This is a genomic window from Kribbella shirazensis (genome assembly GCF_011761605.1).
GTDB lineage: Bacteria > Actinomycetota > Actinomycetes > Propionibacteriales > Kribbellaceae > Kribbella > Kribbella shirazensis.
In genome coordinates this window covers 7,828,951-7,853,061 of the sequence record NZ_JAASRO010000001.1, presented here as the reverse complement: position 1 = coordinate 7,853,061, position 24,111 = coordinate 7,828,951, and the positions used below count along the sequence as shown (strand labels likewise).

At 69.8% G+C, this 24,111-nt stretch carries 26 protein-coding genes and 1 tRNA gene; 18 read left to right on the top strand and 9 right to left on the bottom strand.

What is annotated here, in order from left to right:
- Window positions 1–52: 52 nt before the first annotated feature.
- The 3 genes from BJY22_RS37420 to BJY22_RS37410 all read left to right on the top strand — a co-directional run bounded on the left by BJY22_RS37420 (window position 53) and on the right by BJY22_RS37410 (window position 5,438).
- Window positions 53–2,404, top strand: a complete 2,352-nt coding sequence (locus tag BJY22_RS37420; RefSeq protein WP_167216535.1) for a hypothetical protein — start codon at window positions 53–55, stop codon at window positions 2,402–2,404.
- A 104-nt stretch (window positions 2,405–2,508) separates the two neighbouring features.
- Window positions 2,509–4,050, top strand: coding sequence for a WD40 repeat domain-containing protein (locus tag BJY22_RS37415; RefSeq protein WP_167216533.1), 1,542 nt, complete (start codon window positions 2,509–2,511; stop codon window positions 4,048–4,050).
- Between the two features lie 152 nt (window positions 4,051–4,202).
- A complete protein-coding gene (locus BJY22_RS37410) occupies window positions 4,203–5,438 on the top strand; it encodes an FAD-binding protein (protein ID WP_337759766.1) in 1,236 nt (411 codons plus the stop codon).
- Here BJY22_RS37410 and BJY22_RS37405 read toward each other — a convergent pair.
- Together BJY22_RS37405 and BJY22_RS37400 are read right to left on the bottom strand one after the other, a co-directional pair.
- Entirely contained in the window at window positions 5,435–5,914 is a 480-nt protein-coding gene (locus tag BJY22_RS37405) for a MarR family transcriptional regulator (protein WP_167216531.1), read from the bottom strand. The two genes, BJY22_RS37410 and BJY22_RS37405, sit on opposite strands and share 4 nt — an antisense overlap.
- Entirely contained in the window at window positions 5,911–7,251 is a 1,341-nt protein-coding gene (locus BJY22_RS37400) for a nicotinate phosphoribosyltransferase (RefSeq protein ID WP_167219158.1), read from the bottom strand. The genes BJY22_RS37405 and BJY22_RS37400 overlap by 4 nt, the downstream gene beginning before the upstream one ends.
- Before the next feature lie 55 nt (window positions 7,252–7,306).
- On the opposite strand from BJY22_RS37400, the gene clpS reads away from it, so the two are divergent.
- The 8 genes from clpS to BJY22_RS37360 all read left to right on the top strand — a co-directional run bounded on the left by clpS (window position 7,307) and on the right by BJY22_RS37360 (window position 12,711).
- On the top strand, window positions 7,307–7,594 hold the full coding sequence (gene clpS / locus BJY22_RS37395) for an ATP-dependent Clp protease adapter ClpS (protein ID WP_167216529.1): 288 nt from the start codon (window positions 7,307–7,309) through the stop codon (window positions 7,592–7,594).
- Window positions 7,591–8,145, top strand: coding sequence for a DUF2017 family protein (locus tag BJY22_RS37390; RefSeq protein WP_167216527.1), 555 nt, complete (start codon window positions 7,591–7,593; stop codon window positions 8,143–8,145). Before clpS ends, BJY22_RS37390 begins: the two co-directional genes overlap by 4 nt.
- A gap of 74 nt (window positions 8,146–8,219) precedes the next feature.
- Entirely contained in the window at window positions 8,220–9,374 is a 1,155-nt protein-coding gene (locus tag BJY22_RS37385) for a baeRF10 domain-containing protein (RefSeq protein ID WP_167216525.1), read from the top strand.
- Between the two features lie 24 nt (window positions 9,375–9,398).
- Entirely contained in the window at window positions 9,399–10,376 is a 978-nt protein-coding gene (locus tag BJY22_RS37380) for an aldo/keto reductase (protein ID WP_167216523.1), read from the top strand.
- 71 nt (window positions 10,377–10,447) lie between these two features.
- Entirely contained in the window at window positions 10,448–10,909 is a 462-nt protein-coding gene (locus tag BJY22_RS37375) for a Mov34/MPN/PAD-1 family protein (RefSeq protein ID WP_167216521.1), read from the top strand.
- Window positions 10,910–10,911: 2 nt separating this feature from the next.
- Window positions 10,912–11,190, top strand: a complete 279-nt coding sequence (locus BJY22_RS37370) for a MoaD/ThiS family protein (RefSeq protein WP_167216519.1) — start codon at window positions 10,912–10,914, stop codon at window positions 11,188–11,190.
- A 5-nt stretch (window positions 11,191–11,195) separates the two neighbouring features.
- The gene (locus tag BJY22_RS37365; RefSeq protein ID WP_167216517.1) at window positions 11,196–12,143 is read left to right on the top strand and encodes a PLP-dependent cysteine synthase family protein; all 948 of its coding nucleotides are present in this window, start codon (window positions 11,196–11,198) and stop codon (window positions 12,141–12,143) included.
- 58 nt (window positions 12,144–12,201) lie between these two features.
- The gene (locus tag BJY22_RS37360) at window positions 12,202–12,711 is read left to right on the top strand and encodes a DinB family protein (RefSeq protein ID WP_167216515.1); all 510 of its coding nucleotides are present in this window, start codon (window positions 12,202–12,204) and stop codon (window positions 12,709–12,711) included.
- A gap of 106 nt (window positions 12,712–12,817) precedes the next feature.
- Here BJY22_RS37360 and BJY22_RS37355 read toward each other — a convergent pair whose 3' ends face one another.
- Window positions 12,818–13,174 carry a hypothetical protein gene (locus BJY22_RS37355; protein WP_167216513.1) on the bottom strand — a complete coding sequence of 119 codons (357 nt, stop codon included), beginning with the start codon at window positions 13,172–13,174 and terminating at the stop codon, window positions 12,818–12,820.
- A gap of 167 nt (window positions 13,175–13,341) precedes the next feature.
- Between BJY22_RS37355 and murI the strand changes: the two genes are divergently transcribed.
- A complete protein-coding gene (murI, locus tag BJY22_RS37350) occupies window positions 13,342–14,145 on the top strand; it encodes a glutamate racemase (RefSeq protein WP_167216511.1) in 804 nt (267 codons plus the stop codon).
- A 93-nt stretch (window positions 14,146–14,238) separates the two neighbouring features.
- Window positions 14,239–14,985, top strand: coding sequence for an MBL fold metallo-hydrolase (locus BJY22_RS37345; RefSeq protein WP_167216509.1), 747 nt, complete (start codon window positions 14,239–14,241; stop codon window positions 14,983–14,985).
- 1 nt (window position 14,986) lies between these two features.
- On the opposite strand, the gene BJY22_RS37340 is transcribed toward BJY22_RS37345, so the two are convergent.
- A complete protein-coding gene (locus BJY22_RS37340) occupies window positions 14,987–15,820 on the bottom strand; it encodes an SAM hydroxide adenosyltransferase (RefSeq protein ID WP_167216507.1) in 834 nt (277 codons plus the stop codon).
- A 163-nt stretch (window positions 15,821–15,983) separates the two neighbouring features.
- Entirely contained in the window at window positions 15,984–17,156 is a 1,173-nt protein-coding gene (locus BJY22_RS37335) for a Gfo/Idh/MocA family protein (RefSeq protein WP_167216505.1), read from the bottom strand.
- A gap of 146 nt (window positions 17,157–17,302) precedes the next feature.
- Here BJY22_RS37335 and BJY22_RS37330 point away from each other — a divergent pair, with 146 nt between their 5' ends.
- Genes BJY22_RS37330 through BJY22_RS37315 form a run of 4 tightly spaced genes read left to right on the top strand, consistent with a single transcriptional unit; the run spans window position 17,303 to window position 20,040 of the window.
- The gene (locus BJY22_RS37330; protein ID WP_337759765.1) at window positions 17,303–18,118 is read left to right on the top strand and encodes an SGNH/GDSL hydrolase family protein; all 816 of its coding nucleotides are present in this window, start codon (window positions 17,303–17,305) and stop codon (window positions 18,116–18,118) included.
- A gap of 10 nt (window positions 18,119–18,128) precedes the next feature.
- Entirely contained in the window at window positions 18,129–18,845 is a 717-nt protein-coding gene (rph, locus tag BJY22_RS37325) for a ribonuclease PH (protein WP_167216501.1), read from the top strand.
- Window positions 18,842–19,447 (top strand): RdgB/HAM1 family non-canonical purine NTP pyrophosphatase, encoded by a 606-nt coding sequence (gene rdgB, locus BJY22_RS37320; RefSeq protein ID WP_167216499.1) that lies wholly within the window; start codon window positions 18,842–18,844, stop codon window positions 19,445–19,447. Before rph ends, rdgB begins: the two co-directional genes overlap by 4 nt.
- Window positions 19,448–19,449: 2 nt before the next feature.
- Complete coding sequence (locus tag BJY22_RS37315; protein ID WP_167216497.1) at window positions 19,450–20,040, top strand: hypothetical protein; 591 nt, start codon at window positions 19,450–19,452, stop codon at window positions 20,038–20,040.
- Here the strand turns inward: BJY22_RS37315 and BJY22_RS37310 are convergent.
- A complete protein-coding gene (locus BJY22_RS37310; RefSeq protein ID WP_167219156.1) occupies window positions 20,037–20,651 on the bottom strand; it encodes a transcriptional regulator in 615 nt (204 codons plus the stop codon). The genes BJY22_RS37315 and BJY22_RS37310 overlap by 4 nt on opposite strands.
- Complete coding sequence (locus BJY22_RS37305; protein WP_167216496.1) at window positions 20,651–21,025, bottom strand: DNA-binding protein; 375 nt, start codon at window positions 21,023–21,025, stop codon at window positions 20,651–20,653. The genes BJY22_RS37310 and BJY22_RS37305 overlap by 1 nt, the downstream gene beginning before the upstream one ends.
- Before the next feature lie 72 nt (window positions 21,026–21,097).
- Here BJY22_RS37305 and BJY22_RS42730 point away from each other — a divergent pair, with 72 nt between their 5' ends.
- Window positions 21,098–22,204 carry a PEP/pyruvate-binding domain-containing protein gene (locus tag BJY22_RS42730; protein WP_167216494.1) on the top strand — a complete coding sequence of 369 codons (1,107 nt, stop codon included), beginning with the start codon at window positions 21,098–21,100 and terminating at the stop codon, window positions 22,202–22,204.
- Window positions 22,205–22,211: 7 nt separating this feature from the next.
- Here the strand turns inward: BJY22_RS42730 and BJY22_RS37295 are convergent.
- Window positions 22,212–22,295: transfer RNA gene (locus BJY22_RS37295), tRNA-Leu, on the bottom strand.
- Window positions 22,296–22,368: 73 nt separating this feature from the next.
- Entirely contained in the window at window positions 22,369–23,970 is a 1,602-nt protein-coding gene (locus BJY22_RS37290; protein ID WP_337759764.1) for a substrate-binding domain-containing protein, read from the bottom strand.
- Window positions 23,971–24,111 lie beyond the last annotated feature (141 nt).

Below are 24,111 nucleotides of genomic sequence, written 5' to 3'. Positions count from 1 at the left end.
GGAGTGTTCGGTCCGTCGATCTGAAGATAGGCATTATCAGAAGGAGCAGCCGATGACGCCCGAAGCCTTCTCCCGGACCACTCTCAGCCGCCGCGGCCTGCTCGGCGCGGCTCTCGCGGCCGGTGTCGTCCTGGTCGCCGAGGCGACCCCGGTCACTGCGTTCGCGGCGGCCGGCGACGTGACCCTGACCGCCGGCGGCATCAGCCTGCTGGCGAGTCCCGGCGGCCGGCTCGCGATCCGTGACGCGGCCGGCGTCACGCGGTCGGCCGGCTCGAAATTCCAGGTCAAGGACAGCGCCACCGGCGTCCACGTCTCGACCGGCGGGACGCCGACGCTGAGCGCGCTCCCCGACGGTACGCCGGCGATCCGGATGGACTACACCTTCGACGCCGCGGCCGGATCGACGTCCGTCACCGGCTGGTTCAGCGTCAGTACGTCGCACGCCCGGCTGGAATGGCGGATCACCGGCGCGGCCACGCTGATCCCGGACGGCTTCCAGTTCAGCCGGGCGATCCAGGCACCGGCGGCCCCCGACGACTACATCGCGATCACCGAGTGGACGCGCGACGCGGGCGGCGGGATCCCGTACGAGGACACCGTCGGCGTCGCGCACACGTCGACCTGGGGTTCCGGCCTGCACGGACTGTTCCTGCTGGACCGCTCGCGGCAGGCCTGGACGAACGCGACCTGGGTGCACGCACCGGGTGTGGCCGATCCGGCCGGCGGCTGGACAAGCCGGGCCGACTTCTTCTTCTCCGGGACCCGCCCGTCGGCCACCGCCACCATCGGCCGCGGCAAGGAGCTCGGGATCGAGCTCACCACCAACAGCGAATTCAACCTGTACGAGTCGGCCGGCGAGCCGATGGAGCTCACGGCGCTCGTCGCCAACGGAGGCGCGGCCAAGTCGGTCGAGCTCGAGTTGTGGATGCGCAGCTTCTCCGGCGTACTGCTGGCGTCGGCGACCGTGACCGGAAGCGTCGCCGCGGCCGGAAGGTGGCAGCACACCTTCCACCTGACTGCTCCGGCCGGTGGGATCGCGCTGGCGGAGGTGGTGGTCCGATCCGGCGACGACGAGGCGTTCGCGCGGACCAATCTGGCGGTGCTGCCCGCGTACGACTATCAGGCCGGCGCACAGAGCATGTTCGGGATCGCGAACTACCCGTGGCTCCTGCGGCCGAGTGCGGACGCCGTACTCGATCTGTGGCAACGGGCCGGCATCAGTCTGGTCCGGATCGCGTACGACGGTGGGCCCGGGCTGCCACCGGCCGCCTTCGACGCCCGCGGGATGCGGCACAACATCGAGCTGCAGCCGTCGCTCGACGTGACCGACGCCCAGGCGGCCGCGTGGGCCGCGGAGAAGCTGGCGGTGGCAGCCGGTGCCGGCGCGGAGTACTTCGAGGTGGGCAACGAGCTGAACCGGCCGTTCAACACCGGCGTCGCGGCGCAGGCCTATCTGGACAAGGTGATGCGGCCGGTGTTCGACCGCCGGGCGGTCACCGGAGACACCGTCAAGCTGATGAACAACGGCCTGGCCGGCATGGACAAGCCGTGGGTGGAGAACTTCATCGCCGCAGGTGGCTGGGATCTGATCGACGCCTTCGCGTACCACCCGGGTCGAGGCAACTTCACCCCGGACTACGTCCCGCCGGGCGGCGACTGGGGCAGCGGTCCCGAGGGCTCCTACTGGAACTTCTACGGCGGCCTGAAGCAGCTCAAGGCGCTGATGGCCCAGCATGGTGAGAAGGAGATCTGGTTGACGGAGGCTTACGCGGCGACCAAGCCCAACAGTTGGTGGCACGACACGTATCGGCACGCGGCCGAGAACATTCTGCTCACGCTGGCGCTGGCGAAAGCGGAGGGCATCAAATGTGTCTGCTGGTACCAGTTCCACGACAGTGTGCTCGGGATGCCGCAGGTCGCCGATCCGGACAACGTCGAGTACCACTTCGGCCTGATGAACCGCGATCTGAGCCCGAAGCCGTCGTTGCTGGCGTACGCGACCGCGGCCCGGGCGTTCGACCAGGCCGTCTTCCGCGGGCACCTGTCGTTCGCCGACCCGCTGACGTTCGGCTTGTGGTTCGACACCCCCGACGGACCGGCGGTCGTGCTGTGGCATCGGGCGGACGGGTACATCCTGAACACGTCCGGTCCGCGGGCCGACTGGCACTTCCCGGCGCCGGAGGTCTGGGTCGACCCGTGGCCCACCAAGACACCGCTGACGGTGTCCGCGAGTTCCGCCGTACGGGAGGTGGACGCGATCGGACAAGTTCGCGCGGTGCCCGTCGCCAACGGCAAGGCGACAGTGACCCTCGACGGGGCACCCCGGATCTACTACGGCCTGGTACCGCATGTGACCGGTGGCGGGACCAGCACGCTGGCCGGATGCCGTCCTGGTCGCCGGTGACCCGGATTCGGCGGGGGCTGTGCTGACAGTTATCGTTTGACCGCGCATTGTCATCGAGTCATGGGTCGGCATCTTCCGCCGGAGCGGCCCTTGGGGGTTCGCTCATGAAGAAGAAAGCTGTCCTGGGTGCGGTCACGGCTGCGGCCGTGATCGCGGCGGCGCTGGTGCCGGCGGGCCCTGCGGTCGAGGCGGCGACCGAGGGGACGAGCAGCGCGCCGCGGGGGTTCGGCGCGTCGATGTCATCGGTGCAGCAGAGCTCGTGGCAGACGAACGCGAGTGTGAACGCGGTCGCCGTCGCCGGGAACCTGGTGTTCGCCGGCGGCCTCTTCACCCGCGTCCGGCCGCCGGGGAAGGCACGCGGCGTCGGGGACGCGGCGCGGAAGTACTTCGCGGTGTTCGACCGGACGACCGGCGTACCGACGCGGTTCGCGCCCAAGGTCAACGGGCCGGTGTGGAGTGTCGCTACCTCCCCGGACGGCAAGCGGGTCGTGATCGGCGGCGACTTCACCGCGGTCGACGGGGTGGCGCGGTCGCGGGTGGCGATGTTCGACGTTGCCACCGGCAAGCTTGTGGCCGGCTGGGATCCGGCGGTGAGCTACCGGGTCGCGGCGTTGAAGATCACCGGCAGCACCGTCTACGTGGGCGGCTCGTTCGGCACGGTGGACCGCGTCGTCCGCAACCGCATCGCGGCGGTCAGTCTCAGCACGGGCGCTCTGCTGCCCTGGGATCCGGACGCGGACGACGATGTCCACGCGATCGAACTGTCCGCCGACGGGACGCGCGTCTTCGTGGGTGGTGGCTTCACTTCTATCGGTGGCCGGAGCTCGCATGCGCTCGCGATGTTGAGTCCGTCCACCGGTGCGGCGTACGCGATGCCCGCTGCTGCGGCGATCCCGCCGCTCTCGCCGGGGTGCGACAGTCGCGTCAAGGACATCGAAGTCCAAGGAAACAAGGTGTTCGCGGGCAACGCCGGTGCCGGAATGGGCTGCTACGACGGTGTACTGGCCGCGGACGCGAAGACCGGCAAGCTGATCTGGCAGAGCCATTGCCTGGGCGCGACCGAGGCGATCAAGGCGATCGGCAACTGGTTGTACAAGGGCTCGCACGCGCACGACTGCAGCGCCGACGGCGGCTTCCCGGACAAGACCGGCATGCACCACCTGCTCGTCCACAGCACGATCACCGGCAAGCTCGGCCCGTGGTTCCCGAACACCGACGCCGGCGGCAAGACGATGGTCGGGCCGCTGTCGTTCGCATCCGGCGGCAACGACCTCTGGGCCGGCGGCGACTTCACCACCGTGAACGGCGTACCGCAGGAAGGGCTGACCCGCTTCACCAACACTCCCGGCGGCGCCGCCCCGGCACAGCCCGCCGCGCCGAAGGTCGCGAGCGCGCGCGTCAGCAAGGTGACGATCGCCTTCGAGACCGTACTCGACCGCGACAACATCACCCTCACCTACCTGGTGTACCGGGGCAGCACCCGGATCGGCACCTGGTCGCGGACCTCGAACTCCTGGACGAAGCCGACCGTCACCTCGGTCACCGACTCGGGCCTGACCAGTGGCCAGACGCTGTCGTACCACGTCGAGGTCAGCGACGGCCGCAACGTCCGGAAGAGCCCGACGGTCAAGGTCAAGGTGCGCTGAATCAGCAGAGGGTCCCGCGGATCTCGCTGCCTGGTCCAGCCCCGGCGCCGCTGATCACCAGCTCGGGGAATGGACGGGGAGGGGCCAGTTCCGCGGTGGTGTGCAAGGCTGCTCGGCGACGGGTCGGGTGGTCGAGGAGAGGTGGGTCGGGCGTGAGTCAGGTGACGAACTGGGCGGGCAACGTCAGCTTTGCGAGTGAGTTGCGGCGGCCGCGGGCGGTCGACGAACTGCAGGAGCTGGTCGCGGCGGCCGAGAAGGTCCGGGTGCTCGGCACCGGGCACTCGTTCAACCGGATCGCCGACAGCACCGGCGCGCTCGTCAGCGTCCAGGACCTGCCGAAGGTCATCGAGATCGACGAGCGCGGCGTGACCGTGAGCGCCGGTCTGCGGTACGGCGAGATCACCGCCGCCCTCCAGGCCCAGGGCCTCGCGCTGCACAACCTCGGCTCGCTGCCGCACATCTCGGTCGCCGGTGCCTGCTCGACCGGTACGCACGGCTCCGGCGACACCAACGGCCCGCTCGCGGACGCGGTCAACGCGATCACCTTCGTGAATGCGGACGGCGAGCTCGTCACGCTCACCCGTGAGGACCCGGACTTCGCCGGCGCCGTCATCTCGCTCGGCGCGCTCGGCGTGACCGTGAGCCTGACGCTCGACGTACAGCCGTCGTACCAGATCAGCCAGGTGGTGTACGACGGACTGCCGGTGGAGCGCCTCGGGTCGGACTTCACCGAGGTGATGGGGAGCGCGTACAGCGTCAGCGCGTTCACCGACTGGGTGGATCCGGACGTGATGGTCTGGCGCAAGCGGCGGGAGCTGCAGGCGCCCGAGCCGGAGTGGCTCGGTGCGAGGCTTGCCGATGGGCCACGGCATCCGATCAAGGTGATGCCGGCCGACTACGCGACCCAGCAGGGCGGTGTGCCGGGGTCGTGGAACGAGCGGCTGCCGCACTTCCGTCTCGAGTTCACGCCGAGCAACGGGGACGAGCTGCAGTCGGAGTACTTCGTGGCGCGCGAACGGGCCGCCGAAGCGTTCGACGTACTGCGGGCCTTGGGCAACCGGTTCGCGTCGGTGATCCAGGTGTCGGAGGTCCGGACGATCGCCGCCGACGAGCTGTGGCTGAGCCCGAGCCAGGGACGCGACACGGTGGCGCTGCACTTCACCTGGGTCCAGGACGAGGCCTTGGTCCGGCCGGTCGTGGCGGAGCTGGAGGCGGCGCTGGCGCCGCTCGACGCGCGCCCGCACTGGGGCAAGGTCTTCGCCGCCGACGCCACCACCCTCGCGGAGCGTTACCCCCGGGTGAAGGACTTCATCGGCCTCGCAACCAGGCACGACCCGTCCGGCAAATTCCGCAACCCGTACCTCGACACCTACCTGCCGTTGAGCTAGATGTCGGTGAGGTCCTCGAGGGTGCCGGTGATCGTCCAGAGCAGGTTGCGGAGGACGCGGCGGTCCTCGGCGGTGAGCTGGGCGAGGGCGCGGCGGCCCGCGCGGTCGTAGATCTCCTGGACCGTATGGGCCAGCTCGACGCCGCGGTCGGTCAGCTCGATGCCGACCTGCCGGGCGTCGGTGGCGCTCTTCACGCGCCGTACCAGTCCGGCAGCCTCCATGCGCTGCGTGGTCTTGGTTGCCGTCGGCACCTCGACGTCGAGAACCTTCGCGAGACGAGCCACCGGCAACGACCCGTGGTGCAGCAGCTTGGCCAGCACGAGCTCCTGGCCGGTGTGCAGCCCGGTCCCGGCCAGCTCGTCCGCGACCGCCTTCCGGGCTGCCCGCTCCGCGAACCGCAGGGCCACCAGCACATCGGCCTCGTCCGCCGGCGCGTCGGCGGACCATGCACTGTGGCCACCGGCGGTGCTGGTCACACGTGACTCCGGGGCAGGAACGGATTGCGCGCGTCGTAGTCGCCGATGTACTCCGTCGGGATGACCGGCTCGCCGCGGCTCAGCTGGCTGGCGAACCGGGGGAGTTCGTCGCGGACCTTCTCGTGGTGGGCCTGGGACTCCTGCGGCGTCGTGCGCCCGACGATCTTCCCGGCCTCGACGAGCGGCTTCAGCAGTACGCGGTCGTTGCCGTCGTCCTCCGGGGGCTCGCAGACACCGATCAGCTCGACCTCCGCGACCCCGGCCGCGGACCGCCGCCGCAGCGCCCACTTCCGTCCGCCGATCGAGATCTTGTCCGGGCTCTTCTTCGCCACCGGCACCAGCTCGCCGTTCGCGTCCTCGCGGGCGACCAGCTTGTACACGAACCCGCAGGTCGGGTATCCGGACCCGGTGACCAGCGACGTACCGACGCCGTACCCGTCGACCGGCGCCGGCGCCAGCGCGGCGATCTGGTACTCGTCCAGGTCACTCGTGACGATGATCCGCGTCTTCGTCGCGCCGAGCGAGTCGAGCTGCTCACGCACCTGCCCGGCCAGCGACGGCAGGTCGCCGGAGTCCAGCCGGACCGCGCCGAGCTCCGGACCGGTCAGCTCGATCGCGGTCCGGACCGCCTCCGCCACGTCGTACGTGTCGACCAGCAGTGTCGTGCCCTTGCCGAGCGCGTCGACCTGCGACCGGAACGCGTCCCGCTCCTGGTCGTGCAGCAGCGTGAACGAGTGCGCCGCCGTACCGGTGCTCGGGATGCCGTAGCGGCGGGCCGCCTCCAGGTTGGACGTGGCGCTGAACCCCGCGATGTACGCCGCCAGCGCCGAGGCGACCGCGGCCTCCTCGTGGGTCCGCCGCGAACCCATCTCGATACAGGGCCGCCCACCCGCCCACCAGGTCATCCTGGAGGCCGCCGACGCGACCGCGGAATCGTGGTTCAGGATCGAGAGGAAAACGGTTTCCAGCAGCACGGCCTCGGCGAACGACGACTCGACCACCAGCACCGGCGAGCCGGGGAAGAAGATCTCGCCGTCGGCGTATCCGGAGATGTCACCGCTGAACCGGTAGTCCGCCAGCCAGTCCCGGGTAGCCTGGTCGACGACGCCGCGATCGGCCAGGAAGGTGATCACCGACTCGTCGAACCGGAACTGCTCGAGCGCGTCCAGCAGCCGGTTGACGCCGGCGAGCACGCCGTACCGGCGGCCGTCGGGCAACCGGCGGGCGAACAGCTCGAACACCGAGCGCCGCTGCGCCGTGCCGTCGGCGAGGGCGGCCTGCAGCATGGTGAGCTCGTAGTGGTCGGTCAGGAGCGCCGAAGACGGTGCGGAGGACATGGTCACAAGGGCAGCCTATTGCGAGAGCGGAACCGATGATGGAGAGAATGGACAGGTGACCACCGCACCAAGCGAGCTCGAGAGCCCCGAGGTCGACGAGGCGATCGAGCTGAGCCCTCCGTGGGTGACCATCGTCTGGAACGACCCGGTCAACCTGATGGACTACGTCACGTTCGTCTTCCAGACGTACTTCGGCTACTCCAAGCAGAAGGCGGAGAAGCTGATGATGCAGGTGCACTCCGAAGGCAAGTCCGTGGTCTCGAACGGCAACCGGGAAGCGATGGAACGCGACGTGGAAGCGATGCACTCCTACGGCCTGTGGGCCACCTGCGAGAAGTCGTGACGCGGTTCCGCAAGCGCCGTAAGACCGTGGTCGTCAGTTTCGCCGAGCACGAGGCCGACATCCTCGCGAACCTGCTCCGCAACCTGGTCGAGCTGCTGTACGACGGCCTGCCGCCGCGCACCACCGCGTCCGCGGACCCGCTCGAGGCGCTGCTCAGCGAGAACGACGGGCCGACCTCGCCGCCCGAGGACGTCGTCCTGCAGCGGCTGCTGCCGGACGCGTACAAGTCCGACGACCACGCGGCGGCCGAGTTCCGGAGGTTCACCGAGCGCGGGCTGCGCGAGGGGAAGGTCACCGACGCCAAGCGGGTGCTCGCCGCGCTGGAGGAGTCCGGTGCCGACGAGATCGCGCTGGAGCCCGACGAGCAGCTCTCCTGGCTGCGCGCGCTGAACGACCTCCGCCTGGCCATCGGCACCCGCCTCGGCATCAAGGACGAGGACGACTACGCCTCCTGGGAGAAGCTGGACGACGACGACCCGCGGCGGCTCACCTACGACCTGTACGACTGGCTGGGGTACCTGCAGTCGGCGCTGCTGCACAACATGCGCTGAACCTCTCGTCAGGGGCATGTTCCGGCCCCGTTTGGGTACCGCGACTGGCAGACCCCGATGCGGTAGGAGGTCGCATGTCAGTCACAGCACAGGACATTGGCCGCGTCATCGGGCTGCACGGTGACGGCCTGCCGGTGGTTTCGCTGTACGCCCAGATCCCGCTGGACCCCGCTGAGCGCGGTGGGTTGATGGGACGGGTGAGGAGCCTCCTGGCCGGCGTCCGCGAGGCGGCCGACGGCCAGTCCGTCGATCACGCGGCACGGATGTCCCTCCGGGACGACCTGCAACGGATCGAGGAGGCGTTCCGGAGCGAGGGCCGGTGGCCGGGGACCCGTTCGGTGGCGGTGTTCGCGTGCAGCGGGCGCGGTGTGTTCGAGGAGATCCGGTTGCCGCAGCCGGTGCGCGACCGCGCGGTCGTGGACGAGACCGCATTCGTGCGGCCGGTGCTCGCCGTACTCGACGAGTACCCGCGGTGTTGCGTCGTACTGGTCGATGCTGCGGTCACGCACGTGTGGGAGCTGTACCAGGACGAGCTGCGCGAGGTGCGCACGTTACGCGGCCGGAAGTTGCGGGATCCCGACTACGCCCGCTGGCGGCGGGAGTTCACCACGCACAACCGGGCGCGGGAGCTGGAGAAGGAGCATTACCGGCGGACCCTGCAGCTGCTCGACGAGCTGTTCCGTGTCACGCCGTACGACGTGCTCGTGGTCGGCGGGCTGGAGCAGGAGGTGCCGGGCTTCGTGGAGGTCCTGCCGCCGCGGCTGCGGAGTCTCGTCGCCGGGACGTTCGTCGTCGACCAGTCGACGGACAACCGGGAGGAGATCAAGAAACGCGCCGGGGAGGTGCTGAGCGAGTACGAGCGCACGTCCGAACGGCAGGCGGTCGGGCAGGTGCTCGACACCGCGGCCGCAGGTGGGCGGGCTGTGATCGGGCCGGACGGCTGTCTGTGGGCGGGCAGCGTCGCCGCGATCGACCGGCTGGTGGTGCGGAGCGACGCGGTCCTGCCGGGTGTGGTGTGTGATGCGTCGGGCTGGCTGGGGACGTCCGGTGACACCTGTCCGGTGTGCGGGGAGGGGGTCCGGAAGACACCGGACGTGCTGGACGAGCTCGTGCAGTCGGTCATCGAGGAGGGCGGCTCCATCGTGCACGTGTCGCAGGACACCCGCCTGCGGGAGGAGCTTGTCGCCGCGGAGCTGCGGTTCCCACTGCCTCCGGTGCCGACGAGGTGAGACGGGCCGCCTACGGTAGGCGGCATGGAGACGCGCAGGCTCGGGCGGACCGGGCGAGATGTGGGTGTGGTCGGGCTCGGTGCGTGGCAGCTCGGAGCCGACTGGGGGTCGGTGGACGCGAGTGATGCGCTCGCGGTGCTGCATGCCGCGATCGACGGCGGTGTGACGTTCATCGACACCGCGGACGTGTACGGCGACGGGCGCAGCGAGCGACTCGTCGGGCAGGTGCTGAAGTCGTCCGACGCCCTGACCGTGGCGACCAAGATGGGCCGCCGGGTCGAGCAGGTGCCGGAGAACTACACGCTGGAGAACTTCCGCGCCTGGAACGACCGCTCGCGGCGCAACCTCGACGTCGACACGATCGACCTCGTCCAGCTGCACTGCCCGCCGACCCCGGTGTACTCCGACGACGAGGTCTTCGACGCGCTCGACACCCTCGTGGACGAGGGCCGCATCGCGTCGTACGGCGTCAGCGTCGAGACCTGTGCCGAGGCGCTGACCGCGATCGCGCGGCCGAACGTCGCGTCGGTGCAGATCATCCTGAACGCCTTCCGCCTCAAGCCGCTCGACGAGGTGCTCCCCGCTGCCCGCGCCGCCGGCGTCGGCATCATCGCCAGGGTCCCGCTCGCCAGTGGGCTGCTGTCCGGCAAGTACGACGAACACACCACGTTCGGCCCCGACGACCACCGCACCTACAACCGCCACGGCGAGGCGTTCGACGTCGGCGAGACGTTCTCCGGCGTCGACTTCGGCACCGGCCTCGAAGCCGTGCGCCGCCTGATGCCGTGGCTCCCCGCCGGCGCGACCATGGCCCAGTTCGCCCTCCGCTGGATCCTCGACCAGCCCGGCGTCTCGGTCGTCATCCCCGGCGCCCGCAACCCCGCCCAGGTCGCCGCCAACCTCACCGCCGCAACCCTGCAACCCCTCACCGACGACCAACTGGCAGCCGTCCACGAGACCTACGACACCCTGATCCGCCCACAACTCCACGACCGCTGGTAACACGCTGTCCGCATGCTGGACCGACTCCGTGGTTGGCGGGGTCGGCGCGGCGGTCGCCGTACCGTGGAGGCGTGTTGGTCATCGAGAAGGCGACGTACGACGCGATCGTGGCGCATGCGCGGAAGGATCATCCGGACGAGGCGTGCGGGGTGGTCGCGGGTGCCGAGGGGTCGGATCGGGCGACGCGGTTCATCCCGATGCTGAACGCCGCCATGTCGCCGACGTTCTACGAGTTCGACTCCGGTGACCTGCTCCGGCTGTACAAGGAGCTCGACGAGCGGGACGAGGAGCCGGTGGTGATCTACCACTCGCACACCGCCACCGAGGCGTACCCGTCGCGGACCGACATCAACCTGGCCCAGGAGCCGGGCGCCCACTACGTGCTGGTGTCGACGCGGGACGGGGCCGACTCCCCGGAGTACGACGGACCGGTCGAGTTCCGCTCGTACCGGATCGTCGACGGTGAGGTCACGGAAGAAGAAGTACGCGTGGTTGGTTCCTATGAAGAAGAGATCCTCGAAGGAGAAGACTGAAGATGGCGATCGAGCTGCGCGTGCCGACGATCCTGCGCACCTACACCGGTGGGTCCAAGGCGGTCTCCGGTGACGGCGCGACCCTGGCCGAGTTCATCGACAACGTGAACGGCACCCACCCGGGCCTCAAGGAGCGCATCGTGGAGGGCGAGCCGGAGGAACTGCGCCGGTTCGTCAACGTGTACGTGAACGACGAGGACGTCCGGTTCACCGGCGGCCTGAAGACCGAGGTCAAGGACGGCGACGTGGTCGTCGTACTGCCTGCCGTCGCCGGCGGCTGAGCCTGATGCGCTTCGACAGCCTCCTGGACTCGGTCGGCGGTACCCCGCTGGTCGGTCTCCCGAAGCTCTCGCCGTCGGCCGAGGTCCGGCTCTGGGCGAAGCTCGAGGACCACAACCCGACCGGTTCCATCAAGGACCGGGCCGCGTTGCGGATGCTGCTGGACGCCGAGAAGGACGGCCGGCTGCGCCCCGGCAACACGATCCTCGAGCCGACCTCGGGCAACACCGGCATCTCGCTCGCGATGGCCGCCAAGCTGCGCGGGTACCGGATGGTCTGCGTGATGCCGGAGAACACCTCCGAGGAGCGCCGGCAGATCCTGCGGATGTGGGGTGTCGAGATCATCTCCTCCCCGGCCGCGGGCGGTTCCAACGAGGCGGTGCGGGTGGCGAAGCAGGTCGCGGAGGACCACCCGGACTGGGTGATGCTCTACCAGTACGGCAACCCGTCGAACGCCCAGGCGCACTACGACGGCACCGCCCGGGAGATTCTCGAGGACCTGCCGGCGGTGACGCACTTCGTCGCGGGCCTCGGGACGACCGGGACGCTGATGGGTGCCGGCCGGTTCTTCCGCGAGCACAAGCCCGACGTCCGCATCGTCGCCGCCGAGCCGCGGTACGGCGAACTCGTCTACGGCCTGCGCAACCTCGACGAGGGCTTCGTCCCGGAGCTGTACGACGAGACGCTGATCGACGCCCGGTTCTCGGTCGGACCGCGGGACGCCGTACGCCGGGTCCGCGAACTGCTCGACAACGAGGGGATCTTCGCCGGGGTCTCGACCGGCGCGATCCTGCACGCGGCGCTCGGCCAGGCGGCCAAGTGTGTGCGGGACGGGGAGACGGCGGACATCGCGTTCGTGGTGGCGGACGGCGGGTGGAAGTACCTGTCGACCGGTGCCTACGAAGGCACGATCGACGAGGCCGAGGACCGGCTCGAGGGACAGCTGTGGGCCTGAGTTGCCGGTCCGGCAACTTCGTGTGCTGTTTCGGCGATCTCTCGGCAAGCTTGGCGGCATGACGAGACGCAGACGTGACGCCGGGCCGCCGGCGACCGGGCCGGGGGAGCGCGATGTGCTCGTCGGGTTCCTCGACTATCTCCGTACGTCGATCGCGGCCAAGGCGGAGGGTCTCCCCGAGGATGCGGTCCGGGCACCCGGTGTGCCGTCCGGGACGAATCTGCTGGGGCTCGTGAAGCACCTGACCGCCGTCGAACGTCATTGGGTGCTCGGCGCGGAGGTGCCGAGTTGGCCGGCCACGTTCCGTGCGGGCGTCGACGAGACGGCGGCGGAGGTGCTCGCGGCGTACCGCGAGACCGGAGCCGAGGCGAACGCGGCGGTCGCAACGTGGGACGACCTGGACGCCCCAGGACCGAAGCCCGGCCGGCCGGGGCAGTCTGGTCGGTCAGGCGCGCGCAGCGCGCCGTCGCGTCGGTGGACGTTGGTCCACCTCATCGAGGAGACCGCTCGGCATGCAGGGCACGCCGACATCCTGCGCGAGCAGCTGGACGGCCGCACCGGACGCTGAAGGGTGTCTTGCTCGGCCGGGCCGGCGGGCGGAAGGGCCGGTCCGTGCCGCGTGGTGCGCCGATTGTTGCCTCGGGCACCTGCAGGGGTTCTTACGTCATGTCCGCCTACGGTTCTTTGAACAGGACTCTGCGGCCGAGTCGGGGATGGACCCCGCGACCCTTGCAGCTGGTGCACGGGCGCTGGGCGTAACTGAAGAGGCTGCCGTGGTGCCGGCCGGCACCCTTGCACCTGTTGCACTTCGCGTTCGGGTGCAGCGACAGCGAGACGACGTACACGGCGACCGTCGCCATCAGCAGCAACAGCAGCATCCCGGTCGGCCCGAGGGCCGTCGCGATGTCCGCGGCTGTGCCGTTGTTCGTCTCCGTGGCCTGGCTGGCCGCCTGTCCTGCGGCGGTCACGTTGTCCGGCTGCGGAGTTGGTGCTGCGGTGAGAGCCACCGCTAGGTGATGCGTCAGGTTCATGGCATCACGAGGGGCGGTCGATCAAACATCGCTCCAGAGTGGCGTGCATCACGCGAAAAGGCAATTCCATAACGTAAAGATGTGGACAACCCCGGCGTGTCGGCCCGAGAGGTTAGGTAAGCCTGGCTTCGGATCTGCCCGCAGCCGGACCTGTATAAGCTCTTCTCGTGGCAGACGCACCGGTGGGGATCTTCGACTCAGGCTTCGGGGGACTCACCGTCGCCCGCGCGGTGCTCGACCAGTTGCCGCACGAGCCGATCCTGTACCTCGGTGACACCGCCCGGCAGCCGTACGGCCCGAAGCCGATCGCCGAGGTCCGCGAGTACGCGCTCGAGTGCCTGGACCATCTCGTCGACGCCGGCGTGAAGATGCTCGTGATCGCGTGCAACTCGGCGAGTGCAGCGATGCTGCGCGACGCCCGCGAGCGGTACGACGTACCCGTCGTCGAGGTGATCCTGCCGGCCGCGCGGCGTGCCGTCGCCGCGACGCGGAACCAGCGCGTCGGCGTGATCTGCACGAAGGCGACCGCGCAGTCGCTGGCCTACGAGGACGGTTTCGCGGCCGCGCCGCAGGTGGAGCTGTTCACCCGCGCGTGCCCGAAGTTCGTGGACTTCGTCGAGTCCGGCGTGACGTCCGGACCGGAGTTGCTGGAGGCCGCGCACGAGTACCTCGACCCGCTGGTCGAGGCCGGCGTCGACACATTGATCCTCGGGTGCACGCACTACCCGTTGCTCACCGGCGTCATCTCGTACGTGATGGGCGACAACGTCACGCTGGTGAGCAGCGCCGAGGAGTGCGCGAAGGACGTGTACTCCGTGCTCACCAAGGCGGACCTGCTGCGGCCCGATCACCTGCCTGTCCCGGAGCACCGTTTCGTCACCACCGGGAATCCGGCCGAGTTCGCGGCGATCGGCTCCCGCTTTCTGGGCCCCGCGCTGGCGAATGTGGACCAGTTCGCCTGGATCCGTTGACGTGTGACGTGGGTCGCACCACCTGTTGCCCATCCGTTGTCAGGGGCATCAGTGTCCCTGCGAAGGCTGCGACTCGCCGGTAGGGTTCCAGGTATGAAGCTCACCGTGATCGGTTGCTCCGGGTCCGTCCCCGGGCCGGACTCGGCCGCCTCGAGCTATCTGGTCACCGCCGACGGGTTCCACCTGGTGCTCGACCTCGGCAGTGGCGCACTCGGTGCGCTCCAGCGGCACATCGCCGTACCGGAGATCGGGGCGATCGGCCTGTCCCACCTGCATCCTGACCACTGCATGGATCTGTGCGGGCTGTACGTCGCGGCGCGCTACGCGCCCGGGGCGCCGATCCCGCGGATCCCCGTGTTCGGGCCGCCCGGTACGGCGGGACGGATGGCGCTCGCCTACGACCTGCCGCTCGATCCGGGCATGGAGGAGGAGCTGGAATTCCATGCCTGGCAGGACGTCCAGCAGGTCGGGCCGTTCACGATCCGCACCGCGCCGATGGTGCACCCGGTGCCGGCGTACGCGATCCGCGTCGAGCACGGCGGCACCTCGCTCGTCTACACCGGTGACACCGGGCCGAACGACGCGCTGGTCGAGCTGGCCCGCGGCGCCGACGTGCTGCTCTCCGAAGCGGCGCTCACGGACGGCAATCCGGACAACCCGCTCGACCTGCATCTGACTCCGTCCGACGCCGGTGAGCACGCGACGAAGGCCGGCGTGAAGCGGCTCGTCATCACGCACGTGCCGCCGTGGTACGACCGCGTCACCCAGGCCGAGCACGCCCGCCGTACGTTCTCCGGCCCGGTCGAGCTCGCCACACCGGACGCGGTCTTCGACATCTGACTCAGGCAACGTTCGCCGCGACCGGCTCCAGCAGGGTGTCACCCGGTCGCAGACCGAACACCTCGGCCGCCGAGCCGCCACGGATCACCAGCTCGGTGAAGCCGGTGCCGGAGCTGCCCGGGACGATGCCCGGCGCGTTCCGCGGTACGGCGGTCAGGTGCGGGTACACGCGGACGTCGACGAGCGACGTACTGCCGTCATCGTTGCGCTGGGCAACGGACAGGGAGCTGCCGAGCGCGAGGTCGAGGCGGCGGTCGAGCTTGCAGTTGCCGAAGTTGTCGACGACGGTCACGACCGGATCGGCGTCGAGGACGTCCGGTACGGCGGTCTCGGTCGCGGGCACCGTCCGCCCGTCGGCGACCCATTTCGCGAGCAGCGGCAGGTACCACAGACTCCTGAACTGGGTGCCGGCGATCTTCTCGATCTCGTCTGCGCCGAACCCGGCCGCCGTCACCGCCTCGCGGATGTCCGTGACGTGAACGCGGTCGATGCCGAGCTCACGCCGTACCAGGGACAGCACGCGGGCGTTGAAGGTGGTCGCCACCAGGTGCTGGCCGTACCGGAAGAAGCAGAACGGGACGCCGTTCGGCCAGACACCGTCGCGGGGCGCGATGTTCAGCAGCGTGATGGTCGGGTGCCCGGCCACACCATCAGGGCCCAGGGACTCGGTGGCGATCAGGCAGTCCAGCAGGGTGAGCGCGGCGAACGATTCCGGATCGGGTCCGTCGGCGGCGACGATCGTCGGCGACTGGCCGAACAGGGCGCCGATCCGGGTGCTGAGTCTGGCGCGGGCGTTGCCGTCGAAACAGTCGGTGATGTAGGTGATCGGGTACATCAAGAGGCTCCAGTGGGTTGCAGCGGTGGGAAACGAAAGAGGCCCCCGACATCGGGGGCCTCTCGCTGCAAGCACACGTGCCTACGCCGCTGAAGTCCTCCCGTATCGAGGGCTCAGCATTCGCATCGCGGCGTACCTGGTCACGTCCACGAGAGTAACACCCTCAGCGCGTCTGCCCGTTGTCGAAGTACGCGACCAGGGCCGGGTCGAGCGCCGGCACGTCCTGCGGTACGCCGTTCGCGCGCAGCGACTCGGTGGCGGCGTACCCGGCGGCGACCGCGGCGCGGGCCGCGATCGGGGAGGTGAGGGTCGCGCCGCCGTCGCGGACGAAGTTCACGAACTCGGCCACCAGATGCGGATCGGCGCCGCCGTGGTGCTCGCTCTCGCCGGCGATCTCGACGACCTGGTCGGCGTCCTCGCGGTACCCGGAGCGGCGGCTGTTCCACACCTTCACCACGCCGCCCGCGGTGTCACCGAAGTTCTCCAGCCGGCCGTGGGTGCCGATGACGGTGTAGTTGCGCCAGTAGTCCGGCGTGTAGTGGCACTGCTCGTAGGTCATGAAGACGCCGTTGTCGAGCAGCAGGTTCGCCATCGAGAGGTCCTCGACGTCCATCACCGGCGCGAGGCCCTTCTGCTCCAGCGGCGGCCAGTTGTCGATCGACACGAAGTCCTTGAACCGCTGGCCCGTCCGGTCCATCCGGTCGGTGATCCCGCCGTACAGCGTGAGCGCGCCCATCGCGTTCACCCGGGTCGTGTAGCCGCCGGCCAGCCAGTGCATCACGTCGATGTCGTGGGCGCCCTTCTGCAGCAGCAGCCCGGTGGTCCGGCGACGGTCGGCGTGCCAGTCCTTGAAGTAGTAGTCGCCGCCGTGGCCGACGAAGTGCCGGCACCAGATCGCCTTCACGTCGCCGATCGCGCCGTCCTGGATCAGCTTGCGCATCGTCAGCACGACGGGCATGTGGCGCATGTTGTGACCGACGTACAGCCGGGCGCCGGAGTCGTACGCCGCCTGCAGGACCAGGTCGCAGCCCTCGGTGGTGATCGCCAGCGGCTTCTCCACGAACACCGAGACACCGGCCCGCAGGAAGTCGATCGCCGGGCCCTCGTGCAGGTCGTCGGGCGTGGTCAGGAAGACGCCGTCGAGCTTGGCGTCCAGCAGTTCGGTGTGGTCGGCGTACGCGGTCGCCTGCGGGTACAACTCGAGGGCGGCGTCGCGCTGCGGCGCGGACGGGTCGGCGAGGGCCACGACCTCGGACCCCTCGCCCGGACGGTGTGCGTACTGAGCGATGCGGCTGCGGGCGCCGAGGCCCACCACGCCAAACCGAAGATCAGTCATACCAGGCAACTCCTGCACATAGTTGTTTGCAACAGCCTAACTCCGAGCAATTCTGGCAAGCAATCAGTGGTCCTCCTGCTGGAATTGCGGAGAGTTTGCCCGCCGCCCTCCTGGTCGTCACCCGCCGCACACCGCGGTCTCGCTCCGTGCCGCCACCATGGCGGAATGTGAGCCTCCACTACGTGGCACTGGGGGACTCGACCACTGTAGGGGTCGGGGACCCGATGAACGGCAGCCCAACCGGGTGGCGGGGCTGGGCCTCGCTGCTCGCCGACTCGCTGGCCAGCACCCACCGTGTGACGTTCTCCAACTTCGCGACCAGCGGCGCCACCGTGCCGGTCGTCGCGACCGAGCAACTGCCCCGGACCGGCGACAGTCCCATCGACCTCGCCTCCCTGATCGTGGGCGTCAACGACACCCTGCGATCGACCTTCGACGCCGGACGGATCCGTGAGCACCTGCACGTGTGCGCCGAGCAGCTGACCGCACGGGGTGCGTTGCTGCTGACTGTCCGGTTCCACGACCACGGCCGGGTGTTCGGCCTGCCGCGGTGGCTGCGGCGGCCGCTGTGGCAGCGGATCGAGCAGGTGAACGTCGTGTTCGACGACCTCCACGCGCGGTTCGGCGGGATCCGGCTGGACATGGCCGACTACCCCGAGGTGTACCGGCGGGACTTCTGGAGCGTCGACCGGTTGCATCCGGGGGAGCGCGGGCACCGCACGCTGGCCCGCGCGTTCGCCGACGAGCTGGCGGTCCGCGGGCTGCGGATCGACGTACCGCCGGAACTGGACTGCGTGTACCGGCCGCCGAGCAGGTGGGCGGACACGGTGTGGCTGGTGAAGGAAGGTGCGCCGTGGGTCGGGCGGCGGGCCAACGACCTGTTGCCCTGGGCCGCCCGGATGGCGATCAGCCAGGTCCGCTCGACCCCACTCAATGCGGAGGTGCGACGCATCGAGGCATAGGGTTTGACGCATGGCCCGTATCGATGGACGTAACGCTGACCAGCTCCGACCGGTGAAGGTGACCCGGAACTGGCTCGACCACGCCGAGGGCTCGGTGCTGGTCGAGTTCGGGCGGACCCGGGTGCTGTGTGCGGCGAGTGTGACCGAGGGCGTTCCGCGCTGGCGGAAGGGCAGTGGGCTCGGCTGGGTCAGCGCGGAGTACGCGATGCTGCCGCGGGCGACCAACACCCGCTCGGACCGCGAGTCGGTGAAGGGCAAGATCGGTGGTCGTACCCACGAGATCTCCCGGCTGATCGGGCGTTCGCTGCGGGCCGTGATCGACTACAAGGCGCTCGGCGAGAACACGATCCTGCTGGACTGCGACGTCCTGCAGGCCGACGGCGGCACCCGGACGGCGGCGATCACCGGCGCGTACGTCGCGCTGGCCGACGCGGTCTCCTGGTTGCGCGAGCGGAAGCTGCTGAAGAGCGAGCCGCTCACCGGCACGGTCTCCGCGGTGTCGGTCGGGATCATCGACGGGACGCCGATGCTCGACCTCTGCTACTCCGAGGACGTGCGGGCCGAGACCGACATGAACCTGGTGATCACCGGCGACGGCAAGTTCATCGAGGTGCAGGGGACGGCGGAGGGCGCGCCGTTCGACCGCGCCGAGCTGGACAGCCTGCTGGAGCTCGGGACGGCAGGCTGCGCGGAGCTGGCGAAGATCCAGCAGGAGGCGCTCGCGTGAGCAAGGTTTTACTTGCCTCGAACAACAAGAAGAAGCTCGAGGAGCTGCGGCGGATCCTGACGCCGATCGTGCCCGGGATCGAGGTGCTCGGGCTCGGCGACGTCCCGCCGTACGACGAACCCGCCGAGACGGAACCGACGTTCGAGGGGAACGCGCTGCTGAAGGCGCGGGCCGCGCTCGAGGCGACCGGGCTGCCGTCGATCGCGGACGACAGCGGAATCTGCGTGGACGCGCTGAACGGGATGCCCGGCGTGCTGTCCGCGCGCTGGTCCGGGCCGGCGAAGGACAACCACGCGAACAACCTGCTGCTGCTCGGTCAGCTGGCGGACGTGCCGGACGAGCGGCGCGGGGCGTCGTTCGTGGCGGCGGTCGCGTTCGTCCGGCCGGACGGTCCGGACGAGATCGTGCTGGGCGAGATGCGCGGGTCGGTGATCCACGAGCTGCGCGGTACCGGCGGCTTCGGGTACGACGTGCTCTTCCAGGCCGAGGGCTACGACCGGACGACGGCCGAGCTGTCGATCGAGGAGAAGGACGCGATCAGCCATCGGGGCAAGGCGTTGCGCGAGCTCGCCCCGATCGTGGCGAAGGCCCTGGGGAGTTGACGATGCTGTTCGCCGGATCGGATCGCGACGGCGTCGCGAGCGGGAGAATCACCGTGGCGTACCGGCGGTGGGCCGAGCCGCGGGTCGCCGAGGGCCGGATCTACCGCACGAACGCGGGCCGGATCGAGATCGACAGCATCCGCCAGGTCAACCCGGAGCTGATCGCGGACAACGACCCCGACCTCGAGCTCGCCGACCGCCGGAACGCGCGGGACGTCCGCCGGCGGCTGCGCGGTGACGAGACGCTGCCGACGTTCCTGATTCGTTTCCACCTGGTCGAAGGGCCGGATCCGCGGGAGGAGCTGGCCGCGCAGACGTCGCTGAGCGCCGAGGAGTTCGCGGATCTCCGGGACCGGCTGACCCGCTTCGACGAGCTCAGCCACCACGGAGCGTGGACCACCGAGACCTTGCGGCTGATCCAGAACACGCCGGCGACCCGCGCCGCGGACCTGGCCGCCTCGGTCGGCCGGGAGACGGCGCCGTTCAAGCTCGACGTCCGCAAGCTCAAGAACCTCGGGCTGACCTACAGCCTCGAGGTCGGGTACCGGATCACGCCGCGCGGTGCGGCGTACTTGGATGCCCTGGGCAACTAGGGCTCGTCGCCGCGCTTCAGGTTGAGCGTGGCGAGCAGGTCCTCGTGCAGCTCGAACCAGACGCGATGACAGGAGTCGACGTCGCTGCGGTCGATCCAGCTGGTCTCGCCCGCGGCGGCGCGTCGCAACGCCTGTGAGAAGCGGGTGTCGTAGCCGCTGAACCGGGGGAGTACGTCGGTCAGGCGGCTCGTGATCGACGCGAGCGCACGGTCGACGGCGGAGAGTTCGTGAAGGACGCCGGCGTCCCAGGCCGCATCGGTGTGGTCGTTGGCGGCGAGCGGATCGGCCGGCGTCGGCCGCAACTGCCAGTCGGTACAGGCCTGCTGCAGCAGACCGTTGAGCGGCAGGAACTCGCGGTACACCTCACGCACTCCGCTCCCACCTTCAGCGTCGGAGAGCTCGGCTGCCAGCAGGCGCTCGTTCTCCACGCGACCTGCCTCGGTCAGCGACCATCCCGCCGTACCCGCGAAGCTGCTGTACGTCGTCCAGCCACGCGCCTCAGCGTCCCGCAGCGCCTCCTCGACCGCGCTCTGGGGCAGCTCGAAACGGCGGGCGATCGCTGGAGTGTCCGCGAATCCCGTCAACCGGACGGAGTGCAGCACCAGGTGCATCACGACCCGTCCTGCCGCGCCGCCAGCCGGTTGAACCGCTGCTGACAGGCCTGCGGCGAGCTGAATCCCATCGCGTCGGCCATCTCTGCCCACGTCAGTCCCGAACTCCTGGCCAGGAACAGCAGTCCGGCCTCGACCTCGTCGACCTCGGCGCGTGCCGCCGGCAACAGGGCGAGCGCCGCGAGCAGGTCCTCCTCGGACAGGTCCGCGGACCGCCAGGCCGCGAACTGCGTGAGATCCACCGCCGACAACGGAATCGGCGCCGGCCGCCAGGGCCGCCTGGGCAGGTCCTTCGCTCCCGTCGCGAGGAGTTGCTCCCTGGCTTCACGCTGGCGCTCGGCCTGGGCCTGGTCCGCGTCGTGCTTGCGTCGCATCCGTCTACCGTGGATCATCAACAGAACGTTGTCAACATTTCGTTGTCAACGTCTCGTTGATAGGAGCTCTGCATGCTGGTGCCGCTCGCCGCCGCCACCGCCGACCGGTGCGGCGCCAAGGCAGCCACCCTCGCGACCTTGCTCCGCCATGACCTTCCGGTGCCGGACGGCGTCGTCGTCCCGTTCGGGACGGGCGACGAGTTCGTCGACGAGCTCGCGCGGTGGCTGGAGGGTGTGGGGGATCCGGCGGTCGCGGTGCGGTCGTCGGCTGCGAACGAGGACACTCCGCTGGCCTCGGCCGCAGGGCAGCACGACAGCTTCCTCGGTGTGCAAGGGATCGCCGCGGTCGTCGACGCCGTACGCGCCTGCCGGGCGTCTGTGCGGTCCGCACGTGCGACCGCGTATCGCCAGGGGGCCGAGGTCCCGCCGATGGCCGTCATCGTCCAGCGCCACCTGGACGCGGACGCGTCCGGCGTGATGTTCACCGGCCCCGACGGCGACGCGGTGATCGAAGCATCCTGGGGCCTCGGCCCAAGCACCGTCGAGGGCCGGATCACCCCCGACCGCTACGAGATCACGACCGGCTCCGTCACCCGCACGATCGCCGACAAGCCCACGGCGCTCCACCGCGACAGCTCCCGTCTCGTCACCCGCGCAGTGCCGGCCGGGCGTCGCCGTACGCCGACCCTCTCCGACGAGACCGCTGTACACCTGGCCGACCTCGGTCAGCAGATCGCGAACCTCCTCGGCGCCCCACAGGACATCGAATGGGCGCTCACCGCGGACCACCTGTGGTTCCTTCAGACTCGCCCGATCACCGCCGAACTCCCGCCTTCAGGCAATCCCCGGTCCGCGACCTTGACCGGAACCCCCGGCAGCCACGGCACCGCAACCGGCCCCGCGAGAATCGTCCGCGGCCCGTCCGACTTCCCGACCGTCCGTCCCGGCGACATCCTCATCTGCCCGCTCACCGACCCCGCCTGGACGCCGCTCCTGTCCATCGCCGCCGGCGTCGTCACCGAAACCGGCGGCATCCTCTCCCACGCCGCCATCATCGCCCGCGAACGCGGCATCCCCGCCGTCCTCGCAGTCCCGAACGCCACCACCCAAATCCCCAACGGCACCACAACAACCATCCACGGCACCACCGGCGCAATCCACCTGCATCCGGTGAGCTGACAGCTACTGGTGCCAGAGGCGGGAGTTGAACCCGCACGCCCGGGGGCGCCGGCACCTAAAGCCGGTGTGTCTGCCGTTCCACCACTCTGGCTGAGGAGGGCTGGTGCCTCCCCCAGGTAGACATCCTAGGGGAGGCGACGTGCCTCGGGGTTTTCTCGGTGTGGTCAGCGGCTCTGCAGGGCGTCGATGAAGACGGCCTTCAGATCGCCGGGGTTGCGGGCCACGTACGCCTGGCCCTTGGTGGCCCCGGCGAGAGCGGCCAGCTCGTCGGCGTTCGCCTCGGGGCCCATGCCGAGGGCGATGATGCGGACCGGGCGGGCCGGGTCCTGCAGGCCCCTGAGGGTCTGGACGGCCTGCGCCAGCGTCGGGCTGCCGGGGTCGTCGTTCTTGCCGTCGGTGAACAGCAGGATCGTGTTGACCGCGTTCGACTTGTAGTCCTGGCGGACCGCCCGGACCGCGGCGATCGCGGTGTCGTACAGCCCGGTCCCGCCGCCCACGATCGGGTGTGAGGCGCCCAGCTGGCCGACGATCTTCGCGCGCTGGTTCTTCGACAGCGGGGCGATCGGCACCAGCGGCTTGTAGTCGGCCTTGTCCGTCCCGATGTTCGTCGAGAACGTCCACAGGCCGAGCTCGGCGGTGTCCGGGAACAGGCTCAGGCCGCCGGCCGCCGCTTCGACGGTGAGCTGCCAGCGGGTCTTGGCTCCGACCTTCTCGGCCATCGAGCCGGAGACGTCGATGACCGCAAGGGAGTGCGTGGACAGCGAGAGCCGCGTCCAGTTCTGCAGGGTGCTGTTGATCGCCTCGCTGGTCGGCTTGGCCAGTTGGGTCACGTCACCGACGCCCCGGCCGCCGCTCAGGGTGCTGGACGTCGTGTCGCGGAAACCGGCCTGGTCACGCGCCTGCGCGGCGCCGTCGGTGAGCAGCTCGGTGGCGAGTGCCTGGGCGGCGTTGCTCGCCGCGTCGGTGTCGGACTTCGCCGTGACCACGATCGGGTAGTCCAGGGTCAGCGTGCCGGTGCCCGGCTGGATCGCCTTGAGCTGGGCCTCCGGATGCGCCTCCTGGTACTTCACGAAGCTCTGCTCGGTCGCCGGTACGACGGTCTTGCTGCCGTCCCGGTCCGCGCGGCCGAAGAGCCCGTTGACGTCGGTGAACGGCTTGGCCATCGACCCGAGGCGTTGCGCCAGCGGGACGACCACCTGGGACACCTGGCCGTCGGACGCGGACGTCTTCTGACGCTCCACCTGGAGGGCCAGCAGTGTCAGCGCGCCGGGGGAGGTGTTCAGCGGGTCGAGCAGAGCGGGCTCGGTGCCGCCCAGCATGCGCAGCCACGACGAGGTGTCGGCGAAGTTCTCCTTGCGGCCGACCAGAACCATCGGCGTGGTGGCGATGGAGGCGACCGCGACGCTCGGCAGGCTCTCGCCGTCGTCGGCCTGGGCGACCCAAAGCGAAGAGTCCGGTACCCACAGGTCGGGCCGGTTGTCGCTGCCGTGCGCGACGTCCCGCGCCACCTGGGCCGACGGCACGGCGCTGACGGTGATCTGCAGGCACGGGGTGTCGTCCTTGCCGCCCTTGGCGGCGAGCGCCTTGGCCGCGGCCTCGAGCGGTGACTGCATCTCGGGCGTGGTGGCCAACTGGATCTGGGTCGGGTCGGCGCAGGCCTTGCCGCCGCCGAGGAACCCGTCGGCGCCCGACTCGGATCCGAAGGACCGGACCACAAAGACGGCGCCCAGCGAGAGCACCAAGAGCCCGACCGCGGTGATGTACACCGACCGACGGTTGTTGTTACTTCGCGTGACCGCTGAGGAATGTTTTCCCATTGCGGCAGGTCCCTCCCTCCCAGAGGCTGACTGCGCGCGCAGATTACCCGGTTTCCGCACGTCGCGGCGAAGTCCGGGAACGGCCGTGAC

Excerpts from the sequence above, each read along its gene's own strand:
- BJY22_RS37370 (WP_167216519.1), top strand. The coding sequence starts at position 10,912 with ATGGCGATCGAGCTGCGCGTGCCGACGATCCTGCGCACCTACACCGGT.
- BJY22_RS37315 (WP_167216497.1), top strand. The coding sequence starts at position 19,450 with ATGCTGTTCGCCGGATCGGATCGCGACGGCGTCGCGAGCGGGAGAATC.
- BJY22_RS37365 (WP_167216517.1), top strand. The coding sequence starts at position 11,196 with ATGCGCTTCGACAGCCTCCTGGACTCGGTCGGCGGTACCCCGCTGGTC.
- BJY22_RS37310 (WP_167219156.1), bottom strand. The coding sequence starts at position 20,651 with ATGCACCTGGTGCTGCACTCCGTCCGGTTGACGGGATTCGCGGACACT.
- BJY22_RS37385 (WP_167216525.1), top strand. The coding sequence starts at position 8,220 with ATGTCAGTCACAGCACAGGACATTGGCCGCGTCATCGGGCTGCACGGT.
- BJY22_RS37340 (WP_167216507.1), bottom strand. The coding sequence starts at position 15,820 with ATGTACCCGATCACCTACATCACCGACTGTTTCGACGGCAACGCCCGC.
- BJY22_RS37420 (WP_167216535.1), top strand. The coding sequence starts at position 53 with ATGACGCCCGAAGCCTTCTCCCGGACCACTCTCAGCCGCCGCGGCCTG.
- BJY22_RS37305 (WP_167216496.1), bottom strand. The coding sequence starts at position 21,025 with ATGCGACGCAAGCACGACGCGGACCAGGCCCAGGCCGAGCGCCAGCGT.
- BJY22_RS37345 (WP_167216509.1), top strand. The coding sequence starts at position 14,239 with ATGAAGCTCACCGTGATCGGTTGCTCCGGGTCCGTCCCCGGGCCGGAC.
- BJY22_RS37415 (WP_167216533.1), top strand. The coding sequence starts at position 2,509 with ATGAAGAAGAAAGCTGTCCTGGGTGCGGTCACGGCTGCGGCCGTGATC.
- BJY22_RS37360 (WP_167216515.1), top strand. The coding sequence starts at position 12,202 with ATGACGAGACGCAGACGTGACGCCGGGCCGCCGGCGACCGGGCCGGGG.
- BJY22_RS37355 (WP_167216513.1), bottom strand. The coding sequence starts at position 13,174 with ATGAACCTGACGCATCACCTAGCGGTGGCTCTCACCGCAGCACCAACT.
- BJY22_RS37400 (WP_167219158.1), bottom strand. The coding sequence starts at position 7,251 with ATGTCCTCCGCACCGTCTTCGGCGCTCCTGACCGACCACTACGAGCTC.
- rph (WP_167216501.1), top strand. The coding sequence starts at position 18,129 with ATGGCCCGTATCGATGGACGTAACGCTGACCAGCTCCGACCGGTGAAG.
- BJY22_RS42730 (WP_167216494.1), top strand. The coding sequence starts at position 21,098 with ATGCTGGTGCCGCTCGCCGCCGCCACCGCCGACCGGTGCGGCGCCAAG.
- BJY22_RS37380 (WP_167216523.1), top strand. The coding sequence starts at position 9,399 with ATGGAGACGCGCAGGCTCGGGCGGACCGGGCGAGATGTGGGTGTGGTC.
- BJY22_RS37335 (WP_167216505.1), bottom strand. The coding sequence starts at position 17,156 with ATGACTGATCTTCGGTTTGGCGTGGTGGGCCTCGGCGCCCGCAGCCGC.